We start from the raw sequence: 24,518 nt of genomic DNA on the forward strand, positions 1-24,518 counted from the left end.
GATCTTCATCCGTTCGGTGTGCTCCTTTCCGTTATCGTGCCGGACCCCTGCACTGGCAGGGGCTTTGGCCCCTGTCGCCCTGCCATCGGAGGCAACCTGATGAACCATCGCATTCGCACCCAGATGTTCGGCCTGATCGCCATGACCTTGCCGCTGGCCGCCTGCGCGCAGCAGTCCGCGCCCGCTGCCAGGGACGTTGCCCCGATTGCCGCCAATCGCAGCGCCACCCCGGCTCCGCAGCTGGTGGCCGGGTTGCCGGACTTCACCAACCTGGTCGAGCAGGTCGGCCCGGGTGTGGTCAACATCGAAACCACGATCACCCGCAAGGACGCCATGGCGCGCCAGCGACGTGGTGGTCCGGGTGGGCAGGACGGCGGCGCGATGCCCGGCGACGAGCAGATGCCGGAATTCTTCCGTCGCTTCTTCGGGCCGGATTTCCAGATGCCGGGCGGTCCGCGCCAGGCGCCTGGCCAGGGCGGCGAAGACGATGGCGGTATCGCCGGCAAGTCGATGGGCTCGGGCTTCATCATTTCCGCCGACGGCTATGTGCTGACCAATCACCATGTGGTCGATGGCGCCAGCGAGGTCACCGTCAAGCTGACCGACCGCCGCGAGTTCAAGGCCAAGGTGGTCGGCAGCGACGAGCAATTCGACGTGGCGCTGCTCAAGATCGAGGCCAAGGGCCTGCCGACGGTGCGCCTGGGCGATTCCAACACGCTCAAGCCGGGCCAGTGGGTGGTGGCGATCGGCTCGCCGTTCGGGCTGGACCACTCGGTCACCGCCGGCATCGTCAGTGCCACCGGGCGCAGCAATCCGTACGCGGACCAGCGCTACGTGCCCTTCATCCAGACCGACGTGGCGATCAACCAGGGCAACTCCGGCGGCCCGTTGCTCAATACGCGCGGCGAGGTGGTCGGCATCAATTCGCAGATCTTCTCCGCCTCGGGCGGCTACATGGGGATCAGCTTCGCGATCCCGATCGACCTGGCCTTCAGCGCTGCCGAGCAGATCAAGGCCAGCGGCCATGTGAGCCGCGGCATGCTGGGCGTGGCGGTCGGCCCGATCGACTCGCTCAAGGCACAGGGCCTGGGCCTGCCGGACACGCGCGGCGCGCTGGTCAACGACATCCCGGCCAACAGTCCGGCGGCCAAGGCCGGAATCGAGGTGGGCGATGTGATCCGCGCGGTCAACGGCAAGCCGATCGATGTCGCCAGCGATCTGCCGCCGATGATCGGGCTGATGGCGCCGGGCACCAAGGTCAACCTGGACGTGTTGCGCGATGGCAAGCCGCGCAAGGTGGCCGTCACCCTGACGACGCTGGACAACCCGGCCGGCAACGCCGCGCCGCGGACTGCGGCCGATGACGCCAAGCCGAGCGCTCCGGCCAGCGTGGAGCTGCTCGGCCTGCAGGTGGCCGATCTCACCGCTGCCGAGCGCAGCCGCCTGGGCCTGGAAGCCGGCGAGGGCGTGCGCATCGCCTCGGTGACCGGCGCGGCAGCACGCAGCACCCAACCGCCGTTGTCGCCGGGCCTGATCATCGCCCGCGTCGGTCGCACCAAGGTGGGCAGCGTCGCTGAACTCAACCGCGCCTTGTCCAGTTACAAGAAGGGCGACGTGGTCATGCTGCTGGTCACCGACGGCAAGGCGACCAGTTATGTGGCCTTGAAGGCCGGCGCCTAACGGAGGGAATGGAGAATCGGGAATGGCAAGCGCGGCTCCGCGAGGCGATAGCCCGCCTGGCTTTTGCGATTCCCGAATCCCGATTCCCCAATCCCCGGCCCCAAAGGGGCCGACCGTGCGATAATGCTGCGTTACCCTGACGACGGCACCGCCGGCGCCCACCTCAATGTCCTCTGATTCAATGCGGAATATCCGCAACTTCTCCATCATCGCCCACGTCGACCACGGCAAATCCACCCTGGCCGACCGGATCATCCAGCTGTGCGGCGGCCTGCAGGCGCGCGAGATGGAGGCCCAGGTCCTGGACTCCAACCCGATCGAGCGCGAACGCGGCATCACCATCAAGGCGCAATCGGTGTCCTTGCCGTATACGGCCAAGGACGGGCAGGTCTACCACCTGAACTTCATCGACACCCCCGGGCATGTGGACTTCTCATACGAAGTCAGCCGCTCGCTGGCCGCGTGCGAAGGCGCGCTGCTGGTGGTGGATGCGGCCCAGGGCGTGGAAGCGCAGTCGGTGGCCAACTGCTACACCGCGGTGGAGCAGGGTCTGGAAGTGGTGCCGGTGCTCAACAAGATCGACCTGCCCACCGCCGACATCGAACGTGCCAAGGCCGAGATCGAAGCGGTGATCGGCATCGACGCCGAAGACGCGGTAGCGGTCAGTGCCAAGACCGGTCTGAACATCGATCTGGTGCTGGAAGCGATCGTGCAGCGGATTCCGCCGCCCAAGCCCCGCGACACCGACAAGCTGCAGGCACTGATCATCGATTCCTGGTTCGACAACTACCTGGGCGTGGTCTCGCTGGTGCGCGTGATGCAGGGCGAGATCAAGCCGGGCAGCAAGATCCTGGTGATGTCCACCGGCCGCACCCATCTGGTCGACAAGGTCGGCGTGTTCACGCCCAAGCGCAAGGAGCTTGCCGCGCTGGGCGCCGGCGAAGTGGGCTGGATCAACGCCTCGATCAAGGACGTGCACGGCGCACCGGTCGGCGACACGCTGACCCTGGCGGCCGACCCGGCGCCGCATGCGCTGCCAGGTTTCCAGGAAATGCAGCCGCGCGTGTTCGCCGGCCTGTTTCCGGTCGATGCCGAGGATTACCCGGATCTGCGCGAGGCCTTGGACAAGCTGCGGTTGAACGATGCGGCGCTGCGTTTCGAGCCGGAAAGCTCCGAAGCGATGGGCTTCGGCTTCCGTTGCGGCTTCCTGGGCATGCTGCACATGGAAATCGTGCAGGAGCGTCTGGAGCGCGAGTACAACCTCAACCTGATCTCGACCGCGCCGACCGTGGTCTATGAGGTGCTCAAGACCGACGGCAGCATCATCCCGATGGACAATCCATCCAAGCTGCCGCCGCTCAACAACGTGGAAGAGATCCGCGAGCCGATCATCCGCGCCAACATCCTCACTCCGCCCGATTACGTCGGCAACATCATCACCTTGTGCGAAGAAAAGCGTGGCACCCAGATCGGCATCAACTACCTGGGCAGCCAGGTGCAGATCAGCTACGAGTTGCCGATGGCCGAAGTGGTGCTGGATTTCTTCGACAAGCTCAAGTCGGTCTCGCGCGGTTACGCCTCGCTGGATTACCACTTCCTGCGTTTCGATGCCGGCCCGTTCGTGCGCGTGGATACGCTGATCAACGGCGACAAGGTCGATGCGCTGTCGATCATCGTGCACCGCAGCTACGCCGACCGGCGCGGCCGCGAACTGTGCGAGAAGATGAAGGAGCTGATCCCGCGGCAGATGTTCGACGTGGCGATCCAGGCTGCCGTGGGCTCGCAAATCATCTCGCGCTCCACGGTCAAGGCGATGCGCAAGAACGTGTTGGCCAAGTGCTATGGTGGCGACGTTTCGCGCAAGAAGAAGCTGCTCGAAAAGCAGAAAGAAGGCAAGAAGCGCATGAAGCAGGTCGGCCGCGTGGAGATTCCGCAGGAAGCCTTCCTGGCTGTCTTGCAGATGGATAAGTAGCTGGGAATGGTAAATCGGGAATTGGGAATCGTAAGGGCGCAAGTGCTCCTGCTGTTCCGATTCCCCATTCTCGATTCTCGATTCCCTTTCCGAAAGGAACATCAATGAAATGGTTTGAAATCGCCCTGGTTGTGCTGACGCTGGGCACCGGCTTCATCTGGCTGCTGGACAAGCTGTTCCTGGCCAAGCGCCGCGCCGCACGCGCCGGTCTGCTGGACAGCGAGCCGGCGATCATCGATTACTCGCGGGCCTTCTTTCCGGTGCTGGCGGTGGTGTTGATACTGCGCAGTTTCGTTGCCGAGCCGTACAAGATTCCGTCCAGTTCGATGATGCCCAACCTGCTGATCGGCGACTTCATCCTGGTCAACAAGTTCGCGTACGGGTTCCGTCTGCCGATCAGCAATACCAAGTTCATTCCCACCGGCGAGCCCAAGCGTGGCGACGTGGTGGTGTTCAAGCCGCCGCATGCGCCGGACCAGAACTGGATCAAGCGCGTAGTGGGCCTGCCGGGCGACAAGATCGGCTTCCATGGCGATACGCTGTACATCAACGACAAGCCGATGCGTTACACGGTCAAGGGCGAGTACATCGGCAAGGGCAAGGGCGCCGAGATGACCGGCACCACCTTGCTGGTCGAGGACTTGCCGGGCCGCACCCACACGGTGCTGGAGTGGGTCGATCGCAACATGCCGGCCGGGCAGGGCGACTGGACCGTGCCGGCGGACAGCTATTTCGTGATGGGGGATAATCGCGACAACAGCGAAGACAGCCGGTTCTGGACCCAGACGCACTTCCTGCCGGAGGCCAACCTGCGCGGCAAGGCGTTCCTGATCTGGCTCAATTGCGAGGGGTGGTTCTGCAAGGGGAGTTTCGATCCGTCGCGGATCGGGACCGGAATCCAGTAATGCACGCACGGCGTGCCGGGGGAAGCACAATGAAGCGCAAGCAAAGCGGTATGACGTTGACGTCGTTCGTGGTGGTGCTGGCGGTGGTGGGGTTCGCGCTGTACATCGGAATGAAGCTGTTTCCGATGTATCAGGAATATTATTCGGTGCGCACGGCCATGAAAGGCCTGGCCAAGGAACCCGATAGCGCCAACATGGATCCGTCCAAGTTGCAGGATCTGTTCTTTCGGCGGCTGTACATCAATTACTCGGAAAACGTCAAAAAAGAAGACGTCAAGTTCGAGCGCGTCGACGGGGGCTGGCGCATGAAGGTCAACTACGAAGTCCGCCGCGAATTGATCGGCAATCTGGATATTGTCGGTAAATTCGAGACGTCTCAGGACATGACCGGACGTGGTGGCGAATAGAACTTTCCAGCGTGGCGATCCGATCGGGCATGCGTTCGCCGATCCGGGCTTGCTCGCCCAGGCGCTGCGGCATCGCAGCGCCGGGACGCCGCATAACGAACGACTGGAATTCCTCGGCGACGGCATCGTCAATCTGCTGATCGCCGAGGCACTGTATCAGCGCTGGCCCAAGGCCGACGAAGGCGCATTGACCCGCGCGCGTGCCGAACTCGTGCGCGAAGCAGCGCTGGCGGTGATCGGCCGCACCCTCAATCTGGGGGAGCGGCTGACGCTGGGCCCGGGCGAGCTGAAATCCGGCGGCCATCGACGCGATTCGATTCTGGCCGACGCGGTCGAGGCGATCGTCGCGGCGATCTACCTGGACTGCGGTTTCGAACGCTGCCGCGCGGTGGTGCTGCCGTGGTTCGAGCCCTCGCTGGCGGCGCTGCCGGTGGGCAAGGCAGAGAAAGACCCCAAGACGCGGCTGCAGGAATGGCTGCAGGCGCGGCAGCTGCAATTGCCCACTTACGCGCTGATCAGCGAAAGCGGCGACGAACACGCCAAGCAGTTCCATGTCGCCTGCATCCTGGAACAGCCCGTCGCCCGCGCCGAAGGCCAGGGCAGCTCGCGTCGCCTCGCCGAGCAACAGGCAGCCACCCTTGTCATCGCACAACTGGATTCAAACACGTGAGCGAAACCTCTTCCCCCCATCGTAGCGGCAGCGTTGCGGTGATCGGCCGGCCCAATGTCGGCAAGTCCACCCTGACCAATGCCCTGGTCGGCGCCAAGGTCAGCATCGTGTCCAACCGGCCGCAGACCACGCGCCACCGGTTGCTGGGTATTGCCACCTTCCCCGAGGGGCAACTGGTGCTGGTCGACACGCCCGGATTGCATCGCGAGCAGAAGCGCGCCATGAACCGGGTGATGAACCGCGCCGCGCGCGGCTCACTGGAAGGCGTGGACGCGGCGGTGCTGGTGATCGAAGCCGGCCGTTGGGACGAGGAAGACACCCTGGCCTTCAATGTCCTGAGCGATGCCGACGTGCCGGTGGTGCTGGTGGTCAACAAGGTCGACCGGCTCAAGGACAAGACCGCGCTGTTCCCGTTCCTGGCCCAGGTCAGCCAGGGGCGTACGTTTGCTGCGGTGCATCCGGTGTCGGCGCTCAAGCGCAAGGGCCTGGAGGCGTTGGTCGGCGACCTGCTCAAGCTGGTGCCGGAGGCCGAAGCGATGTTCGGCGAGGACGAGATCACCGACCGCAGTCAGCGCTTCCTGGCCGGGGAACTGGTACGTGAGCAGTTGATGCGGCAACTCGGCGAAGAATTGCCGTATGCCACCACGGTGGAGATCGAACGCTTTGCCGAAGATGGTGCGCTGCTGCGCATCGGCGCGGTGATCTGGGTCGAGCGCGAAGGCCAGAAGGCGATCGTGATCGGCAAGGGCGGCACCCGTCTGAAGGACATCGGCGGCAAGGCGCGGCTGCAGATGGAGCGCCTGTTCGGTGCCAAGGTGTTCCTGGAGACCTGGGTGCGCGTGCGCGAAGGCTGGTCGGACGACGAAGCGGCATTGAAGGCGTTCGGATACGAGTGAGGTCCTGGCCGGCGCCGGTGCAGATGAGATGCTGACGGCCTGCCGAAGTGATCGCCTACACCGGCACTGGCGTGGAGCTGCGATGCAAGCGATGTCCCGATGCACCGGATCGCGCCTGGCCACCGCGGCTGATATCGGTGGCCGGTGCGATCATGTGCGCTGCCGGGAGTGGCTCACAGCGGTCACTGCCGGCAGCCGGTCTTCTGTCCTGCAGTTGCGCCCCTTGCCGCATAACAGATCATGCTGATCGAACACGAACGCGGTTTCGTCCTGCATGTGCGCGCCTGGCGCGAGACCAGCCTGCTGGTGGAGGTGCTGACCGAGCAGCATGGTCGGGTCGGGCTATTGGCGCGCGGGGTGCACGGGCCACGCAAGCAGGCCTTGCGGGCCGCGCTGCAGCCACTGCAACTGATCCAGTTCACGGCGGTGCAACGCGGCGAACTGGCCCAGTTGCGTCAGGCCGAGGCGCTGGATACCGCACCCCGGCTGGCGGGCGAATCCATGCTGGCCGGCTTCTATATCAGCGAATTGCTGCTGCGCCTGGCGCCGCGCAACGACCCGGTGCCAGAGCTGTTCGATTGCTATGCGCAGGCGCGTGCGCATCTGGCATCGGACCTGCCGCTGGCCTGGGGGCTGCGCCAGTTCGAGCGCGATGTGCTCGATGGCCTGGGCGTGGCGTTCGATCTGCAGCACGACCGCGACGGCCAACCGATCGACCCGGCGGCGCGCTACCGGCTCGATCCTCAGGAAGGCGCGTTGCGCGTCTTGAGCGAGGCGATGGCACAGGATCGGCGCGACACCGTCACCGGCGCGGCGCTGCTGGCGTTGGGCCAGGACCTCATGCCCATGGCCGATGACATGCCGGGCCTGCGTCGCAGCATGCGGGGCGTGCTGCTGCACCATCTGAGCGGACGCGGGCTGAAATCCTGGGAAATGCTCGAGGATCTGGCGCGGCGGCGTTGAGGAGCGAAAGACCGGTCAACCAAACCTGGCCAGTAGTAGCCAGATGCGCGTTGGACTCCATGTGGACCCATCGCGCACGCGTGGTGCTCGATGTCGCCTGTTCCGATCGCCGACGCTGCGCCGAGCCCGGGGACATCGACGCAGTCGCCCTTCAGTGCAGCAATGCGGCCACTGCCGCATGGAACTGCGTCTGCGCCGTGCTGGAATGCGGGTCGCCGCGCAGCAGGCGCACTGCGCCGGCAAGCCGCGCCGCGCCGACAAATCCGCAGCTGGCCTGCAGCCGGTGCAGATGGCCGCGCAGTGCCTGATCGTCGCTGACCTGCAAGGCCGAGTCCACCGCATCGCGGGTGCCCGGCAACTCGGCCAGAAACAACTCGCGCAGCGCGTTGAGATGATGTTGCTGGCCGTTGAGGGCGCTGAGCGCGGCCGCTTCGTCCCAATCGCTGGCGGCGATGTCGACCACACCCACCGGCGCCACGCTGTAGCGGCCGCGCGCCAGTCCGCGACGCACCGCCTGCAGCAGGCGCTCGGAGGTCAGTGGCTTGACCAGCAGTTCCAGAAAGCCATCGGACTGCAGGCTGCGTTGCATCGCCGTAGCGGTGTCCGCGGTATGAGCCAGTGCAGGCACGTCCGGGTGCAGCAGGCGCAATGCGCGTAGCAGGCCGCTGCCGGTGCCATCGGGAAGATTGACATCGATCAGCCACAAGTCGTGGCGACGTTCTCGCGCGCGGTCCAGTGCCGAAGACAAGGAGTCTGCGCAGTCCACATGAGCGGGAAGACCTCCCAGCACCGCCTGCAGAAAGCCACGGCTGATCGGGTCGTCCTCTACCAGCAAGAGTCGTGGTTGGGGTTCGTGGCGTGTGGCCATGTTCATGCTGCCTCCTTGTCAGCGATGCCGCGTCCTAGCAGGCGCGTGCAGCGGAAGTGTGCCTGTGTTTGCAGGGCGCGACAATTGTTCTCCAGCGCGAAGCGGCCGCGATCGATCGCATCTGCGACAATACGCACCCTTTTTGCCCGCAGCTTGTCGCCACGTGGCCAGAACCCGAAACCGCCTCGACCGTACTCCGTTCCAGACCGCGATCACCGACCTCAGTCACGACGGGCGCGGTGTGGCCCGCCGCGACGGCGAGGGCGGCAAGGTCACCTTCATCACTGGCGCCTTGCCCGGCGAACTGGTGCGTGCCGAACCCACCGCGCGCAGCCGGCATTTCGACGAGGCCAGGACGGTGGAGGTGCTGGAGGCGTCGCCGCAGCGGGTGACCCCGCGCTGCCCGCATTTCGGCGTCTGCGCCGGCTGCGTCCTGCAGCATCTGGAAGAGTCGCAGCAGATCGTGGCCAAGCAGCGCGTGTTGATGGACAACCTAGAGCGCATCGGACACGTCACGCCGCAGGCGGTGTTGCCGGCCCTGGTCGGCGATACCTGGGGCTATCGGCGCAAGGGCCGCTTTTCGGTCCGGCGCGTCGAAAAGAAGGACAAGACCCTGGTGGGGTTTCGCGAGCTGGATCCGCGTTTCGTGGCCGATCTGTCGGTCTGCTACACGGTGATCCCACAGATCGGCGAGAAGGTTCCGCAGCTGGCGGCGCTGGTCGAAGGTTTGGACGGCAAGCGCGACATCCCGCAGATCGAATTCATCGCCGGCGACGACGCGGTGGTATTGACCATCCGTCATCTGCAGCCGCTCAGCGAGCGCGACCTGCAGGAGCTGACCGCGTTCGCCCAGGCGCAGGGCTTTGCGATCTTCCTGCAGCCGGGCAGCGTGGATAGCGTGCATCCGCTGTGGCCGCAGGAAGTGCCACTGTCGTTCCGCCTGCCGCAGTGGGATGTGGAGCTGGCGTTCCGGCCGCTGGACTTCATCCAGGTCAACGCCTCGCTCAACCAGAAAATGATCGCGCATGCGCTGGCACTGCTCGACGCCAGGCCGGACGACCGCGTGCTGGACCTGTTCTGTGGGCTGGGCAATTTCACCCTGCCGCTGGCGCGCGGCGTACGCGAAGTGGTCGGTGTGGAGGGCGATGCCGGGCTGGTGGCGCGCGCCAGGGACAACGCGCAGCGCAACGGTCTGGCAAACGCGCAGTTCTATGCGGCCGACCTGACCCAGGACCAGCGCAACGCTGAGTGGATGCGGCAGGGCTTCGACAAGCTGCTGCTGGACCCGCCGCGCTCGGGCGCGCTGGAAGTGCTGCAGCAGTTGCCGCTGAAGAAGTTCGAGCGCATCGTCTATGTGAGCTGCCACCCCGGCTCGCTGGCGCGCGATGCCGGCTACCTGGTCAACGAGCAGGGCTTCACGCTCAAGGCCGCCGGCGCGATGGACATGTTTCCGCACACCGCACATGTGGAGAGCATTGCGGTGTTCGAGAGGCGGTGAATCGGAAATAGTGAATCGGGAATCGTAGAGGCGGTTCGCCGTATGCTGTTGCGATTCCCGATTCCCGATCTCCATGCCCATCGAAATCGAACGCAAATTCCTGGTGACCGGCGATGGCTGGCGCAGTGCCGCCCATGCGGTGATCCCGATGGCGCAGGGCTATATCAACGACCAGGCGGCATTGCGCAGCGGTGCGCAGAACGCGTCGGTGCGGGTGCGCATCCAGGGCGAGAGCGCGTTTCTCAACCTGAAATCGCGTGAGGTGGGGCACACGCGGCAGGAGTTCGAGTATCCGATTCCGGTCGTCGAGGCGCGTGCGCTGTTGGCGCTGTGTGTCGGCGGCCTGATCGACAAGCGCAGGCATCTGGTCCAGTACCAGGGGCATGTGTGGGAAGTGGACGAATTCCTCGGCGACAACGCCGGGCTGGTGGTGGCCGAGATCGAACTCGACGATGCGGGCGAGGCTTTCGCCAAACCCGAATGGACTGGCGCGGAGGTCACCGACGACGTGCGCTATTACAACCTGGCGCTGGCCTCGCACCCGTTCAAGCACTGGAGCGGGGATTTGTAAGTCGGGATTCGGGATTGGGCATTCGGAATTCGTAAAAGCTAAAGCGATGCGTCGGACTTGGGCTGATTGCGGCGCGACTCCCCAATCCCTGCCTTGGTATTGGGTTTATGCTTTGCGAATCCCCAATGACGAATCTCCAATCCCCACCCATGCGCATCGATATCTGGTCTGACGTGGTCTGCCCCTGGTGCTGGATCGGCAAGCGTCGGTTCGAGCAGGCGGTGGCTGCGCTCGGGGCGCAGCCACCGGCGCTGGACATCCACTACCACGCGTTTCAGCTGGACCCCGATGCTGGCCTGGAGCCGACCCCGCTGCGCGATGCGCTGGCGCAAAAGTTCGGCGGTGCCGCGCGCGTGGAGCAGATGCTGGCGCAGACCCAGGCCACTGCGCGCGCCGAAGGCCTGCCGTTCGATTTCGCGCGTGGGCAGGTGCAGGTCAGCACCCTGCGCGCGCATCGGCTGATCTGGCTGGCCAGCCGCGAGGGCGATGTCCAGGCCGTGATCGAAGCGCTGTTCCACGCGTATTTTGCCGAAGGCCAGGACATCGGCGCGACCCAAACGCTGGTGTCCGCCGGGGCCGCCGGCGGTCTGGACGAGGCCCGCGTGCGCGCCCTGCTGGACTGCGACGAAGGCGTCGTTGCGGTGGAAGCGCAACTGGCGCAAGCCGCTACGTTGGGAATCCGTGCGGTGCCCAGTTTCGTCATCGATGGACGCAGCCTGATCCAGGGCGCGCAGCCGCCGGAAAGCTTCGTGCAGGCACTGTTGCAGCTGACGGCCGAATCGGCGCCGATCGGCGGTCCCGATACCTGCGGGCCGGACGGCTGCGCGGTGTGAACGGCCGGCGGCGTGTCGCGACTGCCGCAGCTGACGAAATGACGCCCACCCAATCGCAGACGGTTGCGGTGATCGGCGCCGGGTTGGCCGGGCTTGCCTGCGCGCAACGTCTGCAGGCGGCAGGATTGGCCGTGACGCTGTTCGAGCAGGGCGATGTGCCCGGCGGACGCATGCGCAGCTGTGGCGGCGATGGCTGGCAATGCGATCACGGCGCGCAGTATTTCACCGCACGTGACCAGGCGTTTGCCGTGGTGGTGGAGGCATGGATCGCGCGCGGCGTCGCGGCGGTCTGGCCTGCGCGCGTCGCCAGTTGGGATGGCGCCGACATGCGTGCGTCGCACGGCGGGTTGACGCGCTTTGTCGGGGTGCCGGACATGGCCGCACCGGCGCGTGCGCTTGCGGCGGCCCTCGATGTTCGGTTGGGCAGCTCTGTGCGATCGCTGCAGCGCGAGGGCGACACCTGGCAACTGGAGGTGGCGGAAGATGCGACCACACGCAGTTGCTGCTTCGACACCGTGCTGCTGGCGGTGCCGGCACCGCTTGCAGCTGCGTTGCTGGCGGACATCGCGCCCACGCTGGCGACGCTTGCCGCCGGCGCGCGGATGCGGCCGGCCTGGGCGGTGGTGGCGCGTTTCGACATGCCGGTCGACCCCGGGTACGACGCCCTGTTCGTCAACGCCGGCCCGTTGCGCTGGGCGGCACGCAACTCCAGCAAGCCGGGGCGAGAGGGCGTGGAAACCTGGCTGCTGCACGCCAATGCCGCTTGGAGCCAGGCGCATCTCGGCGCGACGCCCGCAACAGTGATTGCCAGCGTGTTGCCGGCACTGGCCGCGCTTGGTCTGCCAACGCCGCAGTCCTGCGACGCCTATCGCTGGACGGTTGCCAGCACCGATCCGGCCTTGCAGATCGGCTGTGCCTGGGAGGCGCGGCTGGGTATCGGCATCTGCGGCGACTGGTTGGCCGGGGGCAAGGTCGAAGGTGCCTGGCAGAGCGGTGTGGCGTTGGCAAGGCGTGTGTGCGCCGGCGATGCCGCCTGCAGCGGGCAGGATTGATGCGTGGCAAGCGCAGCGGGAGAGGCACTGGCACTTGGAGGCAGCAGGCCTACGCACACCAGGCCGTTCGCCAACGCAGATTGGTCGCGCAGGCATGACGGAGCACGTGCCGCCGTGCAGTGCGCATGCCCTTGCGAGCTCAATCGTTGCCAGGCGCTGCTGGCGTGCAGGAGTCCGGCATAGATGAGCGATCCCAACGCGACCGCAGCCGGGCGTAAACCGCAGGTAGCCGCGCACACGCTGCGCCTGATCCTGGGCGATCAACTCAATCCACAACACAGCTGGTTCGATGCAACCGAGGCCGGCGTGGTCTACGTGCTGATGGAAGTGCGCGAGGAAACCGACTACGTGCTGCACCACGCGCAGAAGATCCTGGCGATCTTCGCGGCGATGCGCGCGTTCGCCGCGTGCTTGCGGCAGGCCGGTCATCGGGTGCGTTACGTGGCCATCGACAGCCCCAGCAATCGGCAATCGATTGCCGCCAATCTGGACGCGCTGATGGCGCATTACCGCGCCGGCCAGCTGGAGTACCAGGCGCTGGACGAATGGCGGCTGGACCAAGCATTGCAGCACTGGCGCGCACGCCAGCCGTTCGCCACGCGCGTGGTCGACAGCGAGCATTTCCTGAGCGAACGCGATGAGGTGGCGGGGTGTTTCCGCGCGGGCGGCGCATGGCGCATGGAAGCGTTCTATCGGCGCATGCGTCCGCGCCACCGGATCCTGCTCGATGCCGCAGGCGAGCCGGAAGGCGGGCGCTGGAGTTTCGATCACGACAACCGTGCGCCATGGCCGGGCGATCCGCCCGCGCCGCAGGAGTGGCGCGCAGCGCACGATCACCACGCGCTGTGGAGCGTCATCGAGGCAGCCGGGGTACGCAGCTTCGGCGCGCCCAATGCCGACGCGCTGCCGTGGCCGCTGGACCGCGACGAAGCCTTGCAGCACCTGGATGCCTTCGTCACGCATGCGCTACCGCACTTCGGTCGCTACGAAGATGCGATGAGCACGCGCAGCCCGCGGCTGTTCCATTCGCTGTTGTCGTTTGCGCTCAACGTCAAGCTGCTGCATCCGCGCGAGGTGATCGCGCGTGCGGAAGCGGCATGGCATGACGGGCATGCGCCGCTGGCATCGGTGGAGGGCTTCATCCGCCAGATCCTGGGCTGGCGCGAATACGTGCGCGGCGTGTATTGGTCGCAGATGCCCGGTTATGCGCAATCCAATCGCCTCGCTCAGCATGCGCCGCTACCGCACTGGTTCTGGGACGGGCAGATCGGCATGCGCTGCCTGGCCGATGCGATCGGCAATTCGCTGTCCAACGCGCATGCGCACCATATCCAGCGGCTGATGGTGATCGGCAATTTCGCGCTGCTGGCAGGACTGGATCCGCAGGCGCTGCATCGCTGGTACCTGGGCGTCTATATCGATGCGTTTGAGTGGGTGGAGCTGCCCAATACGGTCGGCATGAGCCAGTTCGCCGACGGCGGCCTGCTGGGCAGCAAGCCGTACATCAGCGGCGCGGCCTATATCGACCGCATGAGCGATTACTGCGGTGGCTGCCGGTACCAGCGCAAGGCGCGGGTCGGCGCGCAGGCCTGCCCGTACAACGCGCTGTACTGGGATTTCCTGGCACGGCAGCGCACGCTGCTGGGCGCCAACGAGCGCCTGGCGCTGCCATACCGGCAGCTCGACGCCATGGCACCGGCTGCGCTGGAACAGGTGCAGGCGCAGGCCGCGCATTGGCGGGCGAATCTGGAGCGGCTCTGAGGTGCAGCCGGCGTGCAGCGGCCGGGCAGGGATGGCCGGAAAACGGGCCTGCCTGAATGCGCGATCTGACGCTGCAACGCGCATCTGCGACAATGCCGCGCTGCGCCAACGTGGCGCCTGGCCCGGGAGTCCCCCAACATGCTTCTGATCGGCGTTGCCGGTACCGAACTCAGCGCACAGGAACGCGACTGGCTGCAGCACGACGCGGTCGCCGGCGTGGTGCTGTTCACGCGCAACTTCGCCTCGCGCACGCAGGTGGCCGAGCTGTCCGCATCCATCCGCGCGGCCGCACCGCGCCCGGTGCTGATCTGCGTCGACCAGGAAGGCGGGCGCGTACAGCGCTTTCGCGACGGCTACAGCGCCCTGGCGCCGCTGCAGAGCTTCGGCGCGCAGTACGCGCAGGACCCCGAAGCCGCGCTCGCTGCGGCGCGCGCGCATGCGCAGCTGATGGCCAGCGAAGTGCGTGCCAGCGGTGTGGACCTGAGCTTCGCACCGGTGGTGGATCTGGGCCGTGGCAACCGCGCCATCGGCGATCGCGCATTCAGCGACGACCCGCAGATCGTGGCCAGCTTCACCCGCGCCTATGTGCAGGCGCTGCACGCTGCCGGCATGGCCGCCACGCTCAAGCATTTCCCCGGCCACGGCACCGTGCTGGAAGACACCCACGTCGACCATGCCAGCGACCCGCGCCCGCTGGAGGTCCTGTTGGCCGAAGATCTGCTGCCGTTTATGGCCGGCATCGAGGCCGGCGCCGATGCGGTGATGATGGCGCACGTGGTCTATCCGCAGGTCGCCGCGGAACCGGCCGGCTATTCGCAGCGCTGGATCGAGCAGATCCTGCGCGGGCAACTGGGGTTTCGCGGCGTGGTGTTCTCCGACGACATCGGCATGGCCGCCTCGTTCAGCGCCGGCGGCGTGGCGGGCCGGGTGCATGCGCATCTGGATGCCGGCTGCGACGTGGTGCTGGTCTGCCACCCGGAACTGGTCGACGAATCGCTGCAGGCCGTGGCCGGCCGCAGCCTCAATACCGCAGCATTGATCGGCCTGATCGGACGCGGCGCGCTGGGCTGGGATGGCCTGCTCGCCGGCTCCGACACCTCATTCACCACTCCCCTTTCCGCCTCTTTCGGAACAACTGCCTGATGTCCACGCTCACCATTTCCCAGGCCCTGGCCCAAGCCGACCTGCTGGTCGACCGCCCCGCCATCGATGCGGCGGTCGCCGGCATTGCCGACGCGATCGCGCGCGACTATGCCGGCGAAGTGCCGGTGTATCTCACCATCATGCACGGCGCGTTGCCGTTCTCCGGCCAGCTGGCGCTGGAGCTGGGCGCACGCGGCCAGGACCTGCAGTTCGATTACCTGCACGCCACCCGTTATCGCGGCGAAACCACCGGCGGCGAGCTGGTGTGGAAGCACCGTCCGGCCACTGCGCTGTTCGGCCGCCGGGTGATCCTGGTCGACGACATCCTCGACGAGGGCTACACGCTGCAGGGCGTGCGCCAGTGGTGCCTGGAGCAGGGCGCCACCGACGTGCGCGTGGCGGTGTTGACCGTCAAGCGTCACGACCGCTGCGTGCCCGGCGTGGCCGCCGACTATGTGGGCGTGGAAGTGGCCGACCGTTACGTGTTCGGCTTCGGCATGGACGTCAACGAGCAGCTGCGCGGCATTCCCGCCATTTACGCGATGAAGCAGTAACTGCCGCAGTTTGCCCGCGTCGCTGCGGGCAGCCCGGCGCGCAGGCCTGCGCGCCACCGTCCTGTCTTTCGTTGCAGAGGTTGCTTGTGTCCTCCAATTCCATCGCATTGGCCGTCATCGGCGGCACCGGCGTCTACAAGCTCGCACAGCTGGACCAGGTGCAGACGCATGTCATCGAGACGCCGTATGGCGCGCCCTCCGGCCCGATCCGGGTGGGCATGTTGCTGGGCCACCGCGTGGCGTTCCTGGCGCGGCATGGCGAGGGCCATTCGCTGCCGCCGCACAAGGTGAATTACCGCGCAAACGTCGCTGCGCTGCAGCAAATCGGTGCTGCGCGCGTACTGGCGCTCAACACCGTCGGCGGCATCACCGAGCAGTTCGGTCCGCGCGTGCTGGCCTGTCCGGACCAGCTGATCGATTACACCTGGGGCCGCGTGTCCACCTTCTGCGAAGAGCCAGGCAGCGAGGTGCAGCACGTGGATTTCGGTCATCCGTATTCGCCGATGTTTCGCAGCAAGGTCATTGCCGCCGCCAAGGTGACCGGCGTTACGATGGTTGCCGGCGGATGCTACGGCGCAACCCAGGGGCCGCGGCTGGAAACGATTGCAGAGATCGCCCGCATGCGTCGCGACGGCTGCGATCTGGTCGGTATGACCGGCATGCCCGAAGCGGGTCTGGCACGCGAAAAAGGCCTGGAATATGCGTGTTTGGCGATCGTGGCCAACTGGGCGGCCGGCTGTGGCGACGCGCAGGAAATCACCATGGCGGAGGTGTTGGCCAACGTGGATGCCGCCTCGTCCGGATTGCCGGAGTTGATCGGCGAACTTGCACGCGGGTGATTGTCATCGGGGCATAAGCTTTGCATACTCGGCGCGTACGCATCGCCGTACACCACCCATTAATTATTGCAAAGGTCTCGCATCACCATGCCGAACGGTACCGTCAAGTGGTTCAACGACGCCAAGGGATTTGGCTTCATCTCACCGGAGGACGGCAGCGCCGATGTCTTCGCGCACTTCTCCGCGATCAACTCCAAGGGCTTCCGCAGCCTGCAGGAAGGCCAGCGCGTCAGTTATGACGTGACCCAGGGCCCGAAGGGTGCCCAGGCTTCGAACATCACGCCGGTCGAGTGACGTGACTCGATTGTGCGGTTGAAGAACCCCGCCACGGCGGGGTTTTTTTTGCAGCGGTCCCTGCAGGGCAGGTGCCATCCAGAGAGCGAAGGACATGCAGCGAGCATTGCGAATTGCGGTAGTGGGCTATGGAACGGCGGGACAGGCGCTGGCCGTGCTGCTGGGCGCCGACGGGCACCGGATGGACGTGTTTGAACGTGCCGCCACGCCCGGGCCGGTGGGAGCGGGCTTCCTGCTGCAGCCCAGCGGGTTGCAGGTGCTGTGGAAGATGGGCTTGCTGCCGCAGGCGCTCGCGCATGGCGCACCGGTGCGCCGGCTGTATGGCGAAACGCCGTGCGGACGCGCGGTGATGGACATGCAGTACCGCGATCTGGATGCGCGGCTGATGGGCCTGGGAATGCAGCGCGGCGCCTTGTTTACGCTGTTGCGCGAGGCCTGGCCAGATTACGCGCAGTTGCATGTGGATACCCAGATCACCGCGATCGATCACGACGGCGCGCGCGTGCAGGATCAGCGCGGGCACTGGCACGGCCCCTACGATCTGATCATCGCCGCCGATGGTTCTGCGTCGAGCTTGCGCGCGCAGGCACAGGGCACGCGGCTGGATCGGGTGTATCCGTGGGGTGCGTTGTGGTGCTTGCTGCCACGCGAGGACTGGCCGTTCGTCGATGAGTTGCGCCAGCGCTATGTCGGCGCGCGCAAGATGATCGGCCTGCTGCCGGTGGGCACGCGTCCGGGCGACGCCACCCCGCGGCTGAGTTTTTTCTGGAGCCTGCCGTGCAACGATTTTGTCGCCTGGGAACAGCGCGGCATTGCCGCGTGGCGCGAGGAGATCGCGCAGATGTGGCCGCAGGCGCATGCGCGTCTGGACAGCGTGCAGGTGCATGGCGCATTGGCGCGTGCGAGTTATCGCGACGCGGTGGTGACGCGCTGGCATCGCGGCCGTTTCGTGCTGGCCGGCGATGCCGCGCATGCGATGAGTCCGCAGCTGGGGCAGGGCGTCAACATGGCGCTGCTGGATGCGTTGGCGATGCGCGACGCGCTGCGGGTCGGCGCCGATCTGGATGCGGCCTTGCAGCACTATCAGCGCGAGCGGCAGGCGCATGTGGCGATCTATCACCGCTGGAGTCGTTGGCTGACGCCGCTGTTCCAGTCCGAACGCGATCTCTGGGCGCACGGACGCGATCTGCTGATGCGCCCGATGGGACGCGTGCCCGGAGGACGTGGGCATATGCTGCGCGTGCTCAGCGGGACCCAGCACGGCTGGTTCGGCAAGTTGGCATTGGCGCCGGAGTTTGTGGACGCGTTGTCGCAACCGGTGCCGCGTGTTGACGTCGACAACGCCGAAGCGGCCGCATAGATGAAGCATCGGTCCACGCAGCGCCGCGCCCGTTAACGCACCGGCAATGCCAGCGCATCGTCCTCCACGCAAGCGACCAGACGTTCGCCTTCGACCAGCGTTGGCACGATGCCCGCGGTGAAATGCGAGAACGCCGGCAGGATGGTGACGCGCTCGCGCAACCAGAACGCCGGCCAGCGACGCGACATGCCGGGCAGCGCGGCCAGCGGATGCAGATGCCCGCACAGCACGTGCCCCGTCGGATGCGGCAGTGGATCGTGGCGCAGCACGAAGGGGCCATCTTCGACCTGTTCGCCGGCCGCCTCGATATGCAGATCGGCGCCCGCCAACGCGCGGTCGTGATTGCCGCGGATGGCGATCACGCGCAAGGCGCAATGGCGCTCGCGCCATGCGCTCCAGCGGCGATGCCAGGCCGCGCGCGGTACGGGTCCGTGCAGCAGGTCGCCGAGTATCCACAACGCGTCCACGGCGCGCCGTTCTAGCAGCACATCCAGCCGCTCCAGATCGTGCGCGGTGCCGCCGGCCGGCATCCCGATGCCGGCGCGACGGAACACATCGGCCTTGCCCAGATGCAGGTCGGCGATCAGCAAGGCGCGCTGCGCCGGTCGATACAGTGCGCGTTCGCCGAGCAGTTCCACTGTTTCGCCGGCCAGCTGCAGCTGCACGCTATCGCCCATGTTTACGCTCCAGTTGCTCGGCAGCGCGCAACACGCGGGCCTTCCAGTCTTCGGTACTCAGTTGGCCGCGCACGCGTTCTGCCCATAACGGAAACGATAATGGGGTGAGGCTGCGCGGTTTGCACAGGCGCAGTTCGCGCCGCGCGCAATCTTCCAAGGCATGCGCAAGCCGCGCCAGTTCGAGCTGGCCTTCGAACACTTCGCGCTCGGCCTGGGCAAGCAACAGATGATCGGGATCGAAACGCTGCAACACGTCGTACAGCAATCCGCTGGAGGCCTGCAGCTGACGCAGGCTGCGTGGTGCACGACCGGGCAGCGATGGCGACAGCAAGCCGGCGACGCGCGCGATCTCGCGGAACTGGCGGCGCGCCAGCTCGCCCAGGTTGAGGCTGTCGCGCAGATCGGCGAACAAGCCCTCCGGCGACAGCAGCGCCTGCAGGATGCCCGCATCCAGTTCCACATCCTGCGCCGGCGACAACACGAAACCGTAGTCGTTGGCAGCAAAACTGAATGTATTACGCTGACGCCGGCCCCAGCGCGCTGCCAGCAACGCCGCCAGTCCTTCATTGACCTGGCGGCCGGCGAACGGATACACGAACACGTGCCGGCCATCGCGCGCCTTGATGCTTTCCACCAGTAAATGGTCAGGGCCGGGCAGCGAGGACAGCTGCGCCTGCAGGCGCAGCAACGGTGCCAGCGCCTGCATTTCCGGTGCGTCGCCGGGATCGGCAAACACCGCTTCGACCTCGCGGCCCAAAGCCGACGACAACGGCATGCGTCCGCCCATCCACTTGGGTACCACGCCGCTGCCGCCCTTGGCCACGCGCACGTAGGCGGTCATGTCTTCCAGCCGCACCAGCTCCAGCAGACGGCCGGCGAATTGAAAACGATCGCCACGGCGCAGGCGGCCGACGAACTGTTCTTCCACCGCACCCAGGCGCCCGCCGCGCAGGAACTGCACGCGCACGCTGCCGTCGCTGGTGATCGTGCCGATGGACAAGCGATGCCGCAGCGCGACGCGCCGATCGATGACGCGATACACGCCTTCTTCGTCGCGCACGACCTTGTGGAAATCCGGGTAATGCGCCAGCGCGCTGCCGCCTTGCACGATGAAGTCCAGCACCGCCTGCCAGGTAGCGTGATCCAGCGCCGCAAATGCATCGGTGCCGCGCACTTGCTCAAACAAGGCATCGGCCTGAAAACCGCCGCCCAGTGCCAGGGTGACGCAGTGCTGCGCCAGCACGTCCAGCGACAGGCGCGGTGGCGGTCGCGCTTCGATCTGGCCATGCACGATGGCGCGCCGCGCTGCGGCGTACTCCACCAGTTCCAGCGCATGCGAGGGCACGCACACCACATGCCCGGATTCGCCCGGACGGTGGCGCGCGCGGCCGGCACGTTGCAGCAGGCGTGCAATGCCCTTGGGACTGCCGACCTGCAGCACCTGATCGACAGCCGGGAAATCCACGCCCAGGTCCAGGCTGGAGGTGGCGACCACGCAACGCAGGCTGCCGTCGCGCAAGCCTTGTTCGGCCGCCGCACGCAAGGACGGGTCCAGCGAACCGTGATGCAGCGCGAGCGTGACCGGATCGTCCGGCCACACCGCGCTCAAGGCCTGATGCCACAACTCGGCCTGTGCGCGCGTATTGGTAAACACCAGGCTGGTGCGTTGCTGCATGATCTTCTGCAACACGCGCGCCAGCTGCGCCAGACCCAGATGCCCGGCCCACGGAAAGCGCTCGCCGCTGTCGGGCAGCAGCGTCTCCAAGGTCATCGCGCGGGGTTTGACGCCCGACACCAGCGCGGCATCGGGGCGATGCGGCAACAGCACGTCGCGCGCCTGCGCCAGATTGCCCAGCGTTGCCGACAGGCCCCAGATGCGCAGCTGCGGCGCCCAGCCGCGCAGGCGCGCCAGGCACAGCTGCAGCAGCACGCCGCGCTTGTTGCCGAGCAGCTCGTGCCATTCGTCGACGATCACGCAGCGCAGCGCCGACAACTGCGGCGCAGTGTCGGGGTACGACAACAGCAAGGCCAGCGATTCGGGCGTGGTGACCAGCACATCGAGCTTGCCGCTGCGCGCCAGCCGTTTGTCGCGCGCGCTTGCATCGCCGGTACGCAGGCCCACCTGCCAATCCAGCCCCAAGGCCTCCACCGGCTCGCGCAGGGCGCGTGCGGTATCGGCAGCAAGCGCGCGCAAGGGCGTGATCCACAGCACCTGCAGCGTGCGTTGCTGTTGCCGTCGTGCGGTCGTGGTGGCTGGCTTGATCGCCGGCTTGCGTCCACGTGTGGACAGGGCCTCCAGCAGCGGCCCACCGAAGGCCGCCAGCGTTTTGCCGCTGCCGGTGGGCGTATGCAGCAAGCCGGATTCGCCGGCCAGATAGCGCTTCCACACATCGCGTTGAAACGGCAACGGCGCCCAACCGCGCTGCGCGAACCAGGCACGCCATTGTTGCAGGGGCGTGCCGCGTGTCTGCGGCGCAGCACTCACCGTGCCAGCGCCTGCAGGCGGCTCAGGTGATCGGCCTCGCGCATCGGTTTGTCGTGCCGCCAGCGCAGAATGCGCGGAAAACGCACCGCAATGCCGGATTTGTGCCGCGCGCTGCGGTTGACCGCTTCGAACCCCAGTTCGAAGACATGATGCGCGGTGACCGCACGCACCGGGCCGAAGCGCTCGGTGGTATTGGCGCGGATCCAGCGATCCAGTTGCAGGATCTCCTTGTCGTCCAGACCCGAGTAGGCCTTGGCGATCGGCACCAGCTGGCCCTCGTGCCATAGCCCGAAGGTGTAGTCGGTGTACAGCGTGCTGCGCCGGCCATGGCCGGCTTGCGCGTACAGCAGCACCGCATCGATGGTGAGCGGGTCGATCTTCCATTTCCACCAGTCGCCGCGTCGGCGGCCCGACTGGTAGGTCGAGTTGGCACGCTTGAGCATCAGTCCTTCGACACCGCGTTCGCGTGCATCCAGGCGCACTTGCGCCGCCGCCTGCCAGTCGCCGGCCTGCACCAGCGGCGAGGCGACGATGCGCGGGTCGGCGAGCGTTGTCAGCACGCCTTCCAGCAATGCGCGACGCTCCTGCAAAGGACGCTCGCGTAAATCCTCGCCATCCAGCTCAAGCAGATCGTAGGCGACCACGCGCGCTGGCGCCGCCGCCAGTGTCTTCGGCCCGGGCTTGAGCCGCTGGATGCGCGTTTGCAAGGCGGTGAACGGCATCGGCAAGGGCTGCTCCGGTTGCCAGGCCAGCAGCTCGCCATCGATGACGGTGCCGTCGGGCAACTGCAGCGCGGCCTGTTCGATCTCCGGAAAACGGCCATCCAGACGTTCCTCGCCACGCGACCACAACGCCGCGTCGCCAGCGCGCCGGATCAGCTGCAGGCGAATGCCGTCCCACTTCCATTCCAGCAACCAGTCAGCGACCGTGCCCAGCGTCTCCACCTCGGCTTCGAGTGGCGATGCGAGAAAGAACGGATAGGGCTGCTGACGATCGCCGGGCAGTTCTTCGGCGGTCAGCAGGGTGGCCAGATAGCCCGGATGCGGCCGCCAGCTGCCGAGCATGCGCTGCGCAATGCGCGCGATCTCTACCCCGGACATTTCCGCCAGGGCCTGCTGTACCAGTCGCTGTGACACGCCCACGCGCAGGGCCCCGGTCAGCAGCTTGTTGAAGACCAGGCGCTCGTCGAAGGCCAGGCTGCGCCACGCCTGCACGATGCAGGCCTTGCGCACCTCCACGTCCTGGTTGGCGATCGGCAGCAACCGCTGTTCGATCCACTCGGCCAACGGCAGATCGGCCGCTTCGGTGGTCGGGTCATCCAGCAACAAGGCCAAGGTCTCGGCCAGATCGCCGACATGGTCGTAGCTGTCGGCCACCAGCCAGTCGGCGATGCCGGCGGTGTCGGTGATCCATTCGCGCAGTTCGCCGCTGCTGGCGATGCGCATGCGCGTGCTGGCCACCTTGCCACCGGCCAGCAGGTATAGCGCCCACGCCGCATCGAACGGCGGCGCGCTGCTGAAATAGGCGACCAGGGCCGCACGCTTGTCGAGCGTGCCGGTGCTGCGATCCAGAGTGCGGTACAGCGCGGCAAATCGCTTCACGCCGGGCCCTGCAGGTTGCTGCGGTTGTCGGCAGCACGCAGCTCCAGCGCGCGCCGGGTAAATGCGCCCAGACAGCGCGGGCGCCGGTAAGGCCGTGGCGGTCCGATCACCGCCGCCGGCAGTGCGCGGTGCACGCGAAATGCCAATGCATGGCGACGGAACGCGAGCGCACCGGTCAAACGGATCCGTGGGCGCGCGCGCGCATAACGACGTGCAGGCAAGGGGTTCATTCCTCGGCTCCGAAATCGGTACGGAAGGCCTCGGCAGCCACGCCGCGTTCCAGCAGGTGCTGGATCAACGCGTCGGTATTGCCGTGGGTGGCAATCACCCGCCGTGCGCCGGTGTCTTCGATGGTGCGCAGCAGGTCAGGCCAATCGGCATGATCGGAGACCACAAAACCGCGGTCGTAATTGCGCCGACGGCGATTGCCGCGAATGCGCATCCAGCCCGATGCGAAGCCCTGTTGCGCATGCCGGAAGCGACGGATCCAGGCGCTGCCCGCCGCCGATGGCGGCGCTAGCACCAATTGCCCGGCATAGTCGGCGCCACGCGCGTGCTCGCTGACCGGTTGGGTGTCCAGCATCGGGATGCCGGCCTGACGATACACCTCCACGCCCACCGCGATCGCACCATGCAGCAACGCCGGTTGCGTGTCCCAGGCGCGCAATTCGGCCAGCACGCGTTGCGCCTTGCCCAAGGCATAGCAGTACAGGATGGCCGCCTCGCCCCGCGCGGCGCATTCGTGGCGCCAGGCGACGATGTCGGCGGCCACGTCGGAGGTGTCCGGCCAGCGATACACCGGCAGCCCGAAGGTCGCCTCGGTGATGAAGGTGTCGCAGGGCACTACTTCGAACGGTTTGCAGGTGGGGTCGTGCTGGCGTTTGTAGTCGCCCGAGGCAACCCAGACTTCGCCATCCACCTCGATGCGCACCTGCGCCGAGCCGAGCACATGTCCGGCCGGATGCAACGACACCCGCGCACGTCCCAGATCGAACGCTTCACCGTCGGCATGCGTGTGATAGACCTGCTCGCCCAGGCGCCACTGCAGGATCGGCAGACTTTCGTGCGTGCAATGGTATTCGCCCATTCCGCCGCGCGCGTGGTCGCCGTGTCCGTGGGTGATCACCGCACGCGCCACCGGCCGCCAGGGATCGATATGGAAATCGCCCTGCGGGCAATACAGGCCTTCGGGGCCAAGCACCACCAGATCGCCAAGTTGTTCGTTGCCGTTGCGCATGCGGCAACTCTGGCCAAGCCGGTGTGCAGATCCTGAGAATGGGAATGGCATGCCTCGGTGCACCGGTGCGGCAAGGCCTGCAGATCGCAATCGCTAATCGAGCCAATGCGCGATCAATGCAAGGCCAATGAATCGATCAAGCGCCTGGCGTGGCGTGAGCTGGCCTTCAATGCAGCACGCACGCCGATACCTCGCACCGTTCCGCATCGGAATAATCCGTCAAGACTCGGAAATCGAACACCCACGCAGGCG

General features: G+C 66.5%; 23 protein-coding genes. 17 read left to right on the plus strand and 6 right to left on the minus strand.

Annotation, left to right across the window (positions count from 1 at the left end; genetic code table 11):
* Positions 1–99: 99 nt before the first annotated feature.
* The 7 genes from FHT09_RS13500 (at position 100) to recO (ending at position 7,493) form a co-directional block, all read left to right on the plus strand.
* Positions 100–1,680 (plus strand): DegQ family serine endoprotease, encoded by a 1,581-nt coding sequence (locus tag FHT09_RS13500; RefSeq protein WP_104606369.1) that lies wholly within the window; start codon positions 100–102, stop codon positions 1,678–1,680.
* 181 nt (positions 1,681–1,861) lie between these two features.
* Positions 1,862–3,652, plus strand: a complete 1,791-nt coding sequence (gene lepA, locus FHT09_RS13505) for a translation elongation factor 4 (protein ID WP_166775889.1) — start codon at positions 1,862–1,864, stop codon at positions 3,650–3,652.
* A 104-nt stretch (positions 3,653–3,756) separates the two neighbouring features.
* Positions 3,757–4,557 carry a signal peptidase I gene (gene lepB / locus FHT09_RS13510; protein ID WP_104606368.1) on the plus strand — a complete coding sequence of 267 codons (801 nt, stop codon included), beginning with the start codon at positions 3,757–3,759 and terminating at the stop codon, positions 4,555–4,557.
* Positions 4,557–4,964, plus strand: a complete 408-nt coding sequence (locus FHT09_RS13515) for a DUF4845 domain-containing protein (RefSeq protein WP_104538192.1) — start codon at positions 4,557–4,559, stop codon at positions 4,962–4,964. Before lepB ends, FHT09_RS13515 begins: the two co-directional genes overlap by 1 nt.
* Positions 4,954–5,634, plus strand: coding sequence for a ribonuclease III (gene rnc / locus FHT09_RS13520; RefSeq protein ID WP_053046266.1), 681 nt, complete (start codon positions 4,954–4,956; stop codon positions 5,632–5,634). Before FHT09_RS13515 ends, rnc begins: the two co-directional genes overlap by 11 nt.
* Positions 5,631–6,530, plus strand: coding sequence for a GTPase Era (gene era / locus FHT09_RS13525; RefSeq protein WP_026064645.1), 900 nt, complete (start codon positions 5,631–5,633; stop codon positions 6,528–6,530). The genes rnc and era overlap by 4 nt, the downstream gene beginning before the upstream one ends.
* Before the next feature lie 240 nt (positions 6,531–6,770).
* The gene (recO, locus tag FHT09_RS13530) at positions 6,771–7,493 is read left to right on the plus strand and encodes a DNA repair protein RecO (RefSeq protein ID WP_104606367.1); all 723 of its coding nucleotides are present in this window, start codon (positions 6,771–6,773) and stop codon (positions 7,491–7,493) included.
* A gap of 151 nt (positions 7,494–7,644) precedes the next feature.
* Here recO and FHT09_RS13535 read toward each other — a convergent pair whose 3' ends face one another.
* Positions 7,645–8,367, minus strand: coding sequence for a response regulator (locus FHT09_RS13535; protein ID WP_104606366.1), 723 nt, complete (start codon positions 8,365–8,367; stop codon positions 7,645–7,647).
* Between the two features lie 157 nt (positions 8,368–8,524).
* On the opposite strand from FHT09_RS13535, the gene rlmD reads away from it, so the two are divergent.
* From rlmD to FHT09_RS13585, 10 genes are all read left to right on the plus strand, one after another.
* On the plus strand, positions 8,525–9,859 hold the full coding sequence (gene rlmD, locus FHT09_RS13540) for a 23S rRNA (uracil(1939)-C(5))-methyltransferase RlmD (protein ID WP_184416993.1): 1,335 nt from the start codon (positions 8,525–8,527) through the stop codon (positions 9,857–9,859).
* Positions 9,860–9,932: 73 nt separating this feature from the next.
* Positions 9,933–10,430, plus strand: coding sequence for a CYTH domain-containing protein (locus FHT09_RS13545; RefSeq protein WP_016903736.1), 498 nt, complete (start codon positions 9,933–9,935; stop codon positions 10,428–10,430).
* Positions 10,431–10,579: 149 nt separating this feature from the next.
* On the plus strand, positions 10,580–11,263 hold the full coding sequence (locus FHT09_RS13550; RefSeq protein ID WP_104606365.1) for a DsbA family oxidoreductase: 684 nt from the start codon (positions 10,580–10,582) through the stop codon (positions 11,261–11,263).
* Between the two features lie 38 nt (positions 11,264–11,301).
* The gene (locus tag FHT09_RS13555) at positions 11,302–12,315 is read left to right on the plus strand and encodes an FAD-dependent oxidoreductase (RefSeq protein ID WP_104606364.1); all 1,014 of its coding nucleotides are present in this window, start codon (positions 11,302–11,304) and stop codon (positions 12,313–12,315) included.
* Positions 12,316–12,498: 183 nt separating this feature from the next.
* Positions 12,499–14,076 (plus strand): cryptochrome/photolyase family protein, encoded by a 1,578-nt coding sequence (locus tag FHT09_RS13560; RefSeq protein WP_104606363.1) that lies wholly within the window; start codon positions 12,499–12,501, stop codon positions 14,074–14,076.
* A 138-nt stretch (positions 14,077–14,214) separates the two neighbouring features.
* Positions 14,215–15,219: a beta-N-acetylhexosaminidase gene (nagZ, locus tag FHT09_RS13565; protein ID WP_053045295.1), complete on the plus strand. Its 1,005-nt coding sequence runs from the start codon at positions 14,215–14,217 to the stop codon at positions 15,217–15,219.
* A complete protein-coding gene (locus FHT09_RS13570; protein WP_053045294.1) occupies positions 15,219–15,773 on the plus strand; it encodes a hypoxanthine-guanine phosphoribosyltransferase in 555 nt (184 codons plus the stop codon). Before nagZ ends, FHT09_RS13570 begins: the two co-directional genes overlap by 1 nt.
* Before the next feature lie 86 nt (positions 15,774–15,859).
* A complete protein-coding gene (locus FHT09_RS13575) occupies positions 15,860–16,612 on the plus strand; it encodes an S-methyl-5'-thioinosine phosphorylase (protein WP_053045293.1) in 753 nt (250 codons plus the stop codon).
* 87 nt (positions 16,613–16,699) lie between these two features.
* Positions 16,700–16,906 carry a cold-shock protein gene (locus tag FHT09_RS13580; protein ID WP_003488188.1) on the plus strand — a complete coding sequence of 69 codons (207 nt, stop codon included), beginning with the start codon at positions 16,700–16,702 and terminating at the stop codon, positions 16,904–16,906.
* 94 nt (positions 16,907–17,000) lie between these two features.
* Complete coding sequence (locus tag FHT09_RS13585; protein WP_104606362.1) at positions 17,001–18,266, plus strand: NAD(P)/FAD-dependent oxidoreductase; 1,266 nt, start codon at positions 17,001–17,003, stop codon at positions 18,264–18,266.
* A 32-nt stretch (positions 18,267–18,298) separates the two neighbouring features.
* Here FHT09_RS13585 and pdeM read toward each other — a convergent pair whose 3' ends face one another.
* The 5 genes from pdeM to FHT09_RS13610 are packed head-to-tail and all read right to left on the minus strand — an operon-like array spanning position 18,299 to position 24,266.
* Entirely contained in the window at positions 18,299–18,943 is a 645-nt protein-coding gene (gene pdeM, locus FHT09_RS13590) for a ligase-associated DNA damage response endonuclease PdeM (protein WP_104538184.1), read from the minus strand.
* Entirely contained in the window at positions 18,933–21,428 is a 2,496-nt protein-coding gene (locus tag FHT09_RS13595; protein WP_184416996.1) for a ligase-associated DNA damage response DEXH box helicase, read from the minus strand. The genes pdeM and FHT09_RS13595 overlap by 11 nt, the downstream gene beginning before the upstream one ends.
* A complete protein-coding gene (locus tag FHT09_RS13600; RefSeq protein ID WP_104606361.1) occupies positions 21,425–23,029 on the minus strand; it encodes an ATP-dependent DNA ligase in 1,605 nt (534 codons plus the stop codon). The genes FHT09_RS13595 and FHT09_RS13600 overlap by 4 nt, the downstream gene beginning before the upstream one ends.
* On the minus strand, positions 23,026–23,259 hold the full coding sequence (locus tag FHT09_RS13605) for a hypothetical protein (protein ID WP_104538181.1): 234 nt from the start codon (positions 23,257–23,259) through the stop codon (positions 23,026–23,028). The genes FHT09_RS13600 and FHT09_RS13605 overlap by 4 nt, the downstream gene beginning before the upstream one ends.
* A complete protein-coding gene (locus FHT09_RS13610; protein ID WP_104538180.1) occupies positions 23,256–24,266 on the minus strand; it encodes a ligase-associated DNA damage response exonuclease in 1,011 nt (336 codons plus the stop codon). The genes FHT09_RS13605 and FHT09_RS13610 overlap by 4 nt, the downstream gene beginning before the upstream one ends.
* Between the last annotated feature and the right edge of the window lie 252 nt (positions 24,267–24,518).

Origin of the sequence: Xanthomonas sp. CFBP 8152, assembly GCF_014199025.1 — a bacterium.
GTDB classification, from domain to species: Bacteria; Pseudomonadota; Gammaproteobacteria; order Xanthomonadales; family Xanthomonadaceae; genus Xanthomonas; species Xanthomonas arboricola_B.

Excerpts from the sequence above, each read along its gene's own strand:
- FHT09_RS13500 (WP_104606369.1), top strand. The coding sequence starts at position 100 with ATGAACCATCGCATTCGCACCCAGATGTTCGGCCTGATCGCCATGACC.
- lepA (WP_166775889.1), top strand. The coding sequence starts at position 1,862 with ATGCGGAATATCCGCAACTTCTCCATCATCGCCCACGTCGACCACGGC.
- lepB (WP_104606368.1), top strand. The coding sequence starts at position 3,757 with ATGAAATGGTTTGAAATCGCCCTGGTTGTGCTGACGCTGGGCACCGGC.
- FHT09_RS13515 (WP_104538192.1), top strand. The coding sequence starts at position 4,557 with ATGCACGCACGGCGTGCCGGGGGAAGCACAATGAAGCGCAAGCAAAGC.
- recO (WP_104606367.1), top strand. The coding sequence starts at position 6,771 with ATGCTGATCGAACACGAACGCGGTTTCGTCCTGCATGTGCGCGCCTGG.
- FHT09_RS13535 (WP_104606366.1), bottom strand. The coding sequence starts at position 8,367 with ATGAACATGGCCACACGCCACGAACCCCAACCACGACTCTTGCTGGTA.
- FHT09_RS13545 (WP_016903736.1), top strand. The coding sequence starts at position 9,933 with ATGCCCATCGAAATCGAACGCAAATTCCTGGTGACCGGCGATGGCTGG.
- FHT09_RS13550 (WP_104606365.1), top strand. The coding sequence starts at position 10,580 with ATGCGCATCGATATCTGGTCTGACGTGGTCTGCCCCTGGTGCTGGATC.
- FHT09_RS13555 (WP_104606364.1), top strand. The coding sequence starts at position 11,302 with ATGACGCCCACCCAATCGCAGACGGTTGCGGTGATCGGCGCCGGGTTG.
- FHT09_RS13560 (WP_104606363.1), top strand. The coding sequence starts at position 12,499 with ATGAGCGATCCCAACGCGACCGCAGCCGGGCGTAAACCGCAGGTAGCC.
- nagZ (WP_053045295.1), top strand. The coding sequence starts at position 14,215 with ATGCTTCTGATCGGCGTTGCCGGTACCGAACTCAGCGCACAGGAACGC.
- FHT09_RS13570 (WP_053045294.1), top strand. The coding sequence starts at position 15,219 with ATGTCCACGCTCACCATTTCCCAGGCCCTGGCCCAAGCCGACCTGCTG.
- FHT09_RS13580 (WP_003488188.1), top strand. The coding sequence starts at position 16,700 with ATGCCGAACGGTACCGTCAAGTGGTTCAACGACGCCAAGGGATTTGGC.
- FHT09_RS13585 (WP_104606362.1), top strand. The coding sequence starts at position 17,001 with ATGCAGCGAGCATTGCGAATTGCGGTAGTGGGCTATGGAACGGCGGGA.
- pdeM (WP_104538184.1), bottom strand. The coding sequence starts at position 18,943 with ATGGGCGATAGCGTGCAGCTGCAGCTGGCCGGCGAAACAGTGGAACTG.
- FHT09_RS13605 (WP_104538181.1), bottom strand. The coding sequence starts at position 23,259 with ATGAACCCCTTGCCTGCACGTCGTTATGCGCGCGCGCGCCCACGGATC.
- FHT09_RS13610 (WP_104538180.1), bottom strand. The coding sequence starts at position 24,266 with ATGCGCAACGGCAACGAACAACTTGGCGATCTGGTGGTGCTTGGCCCC.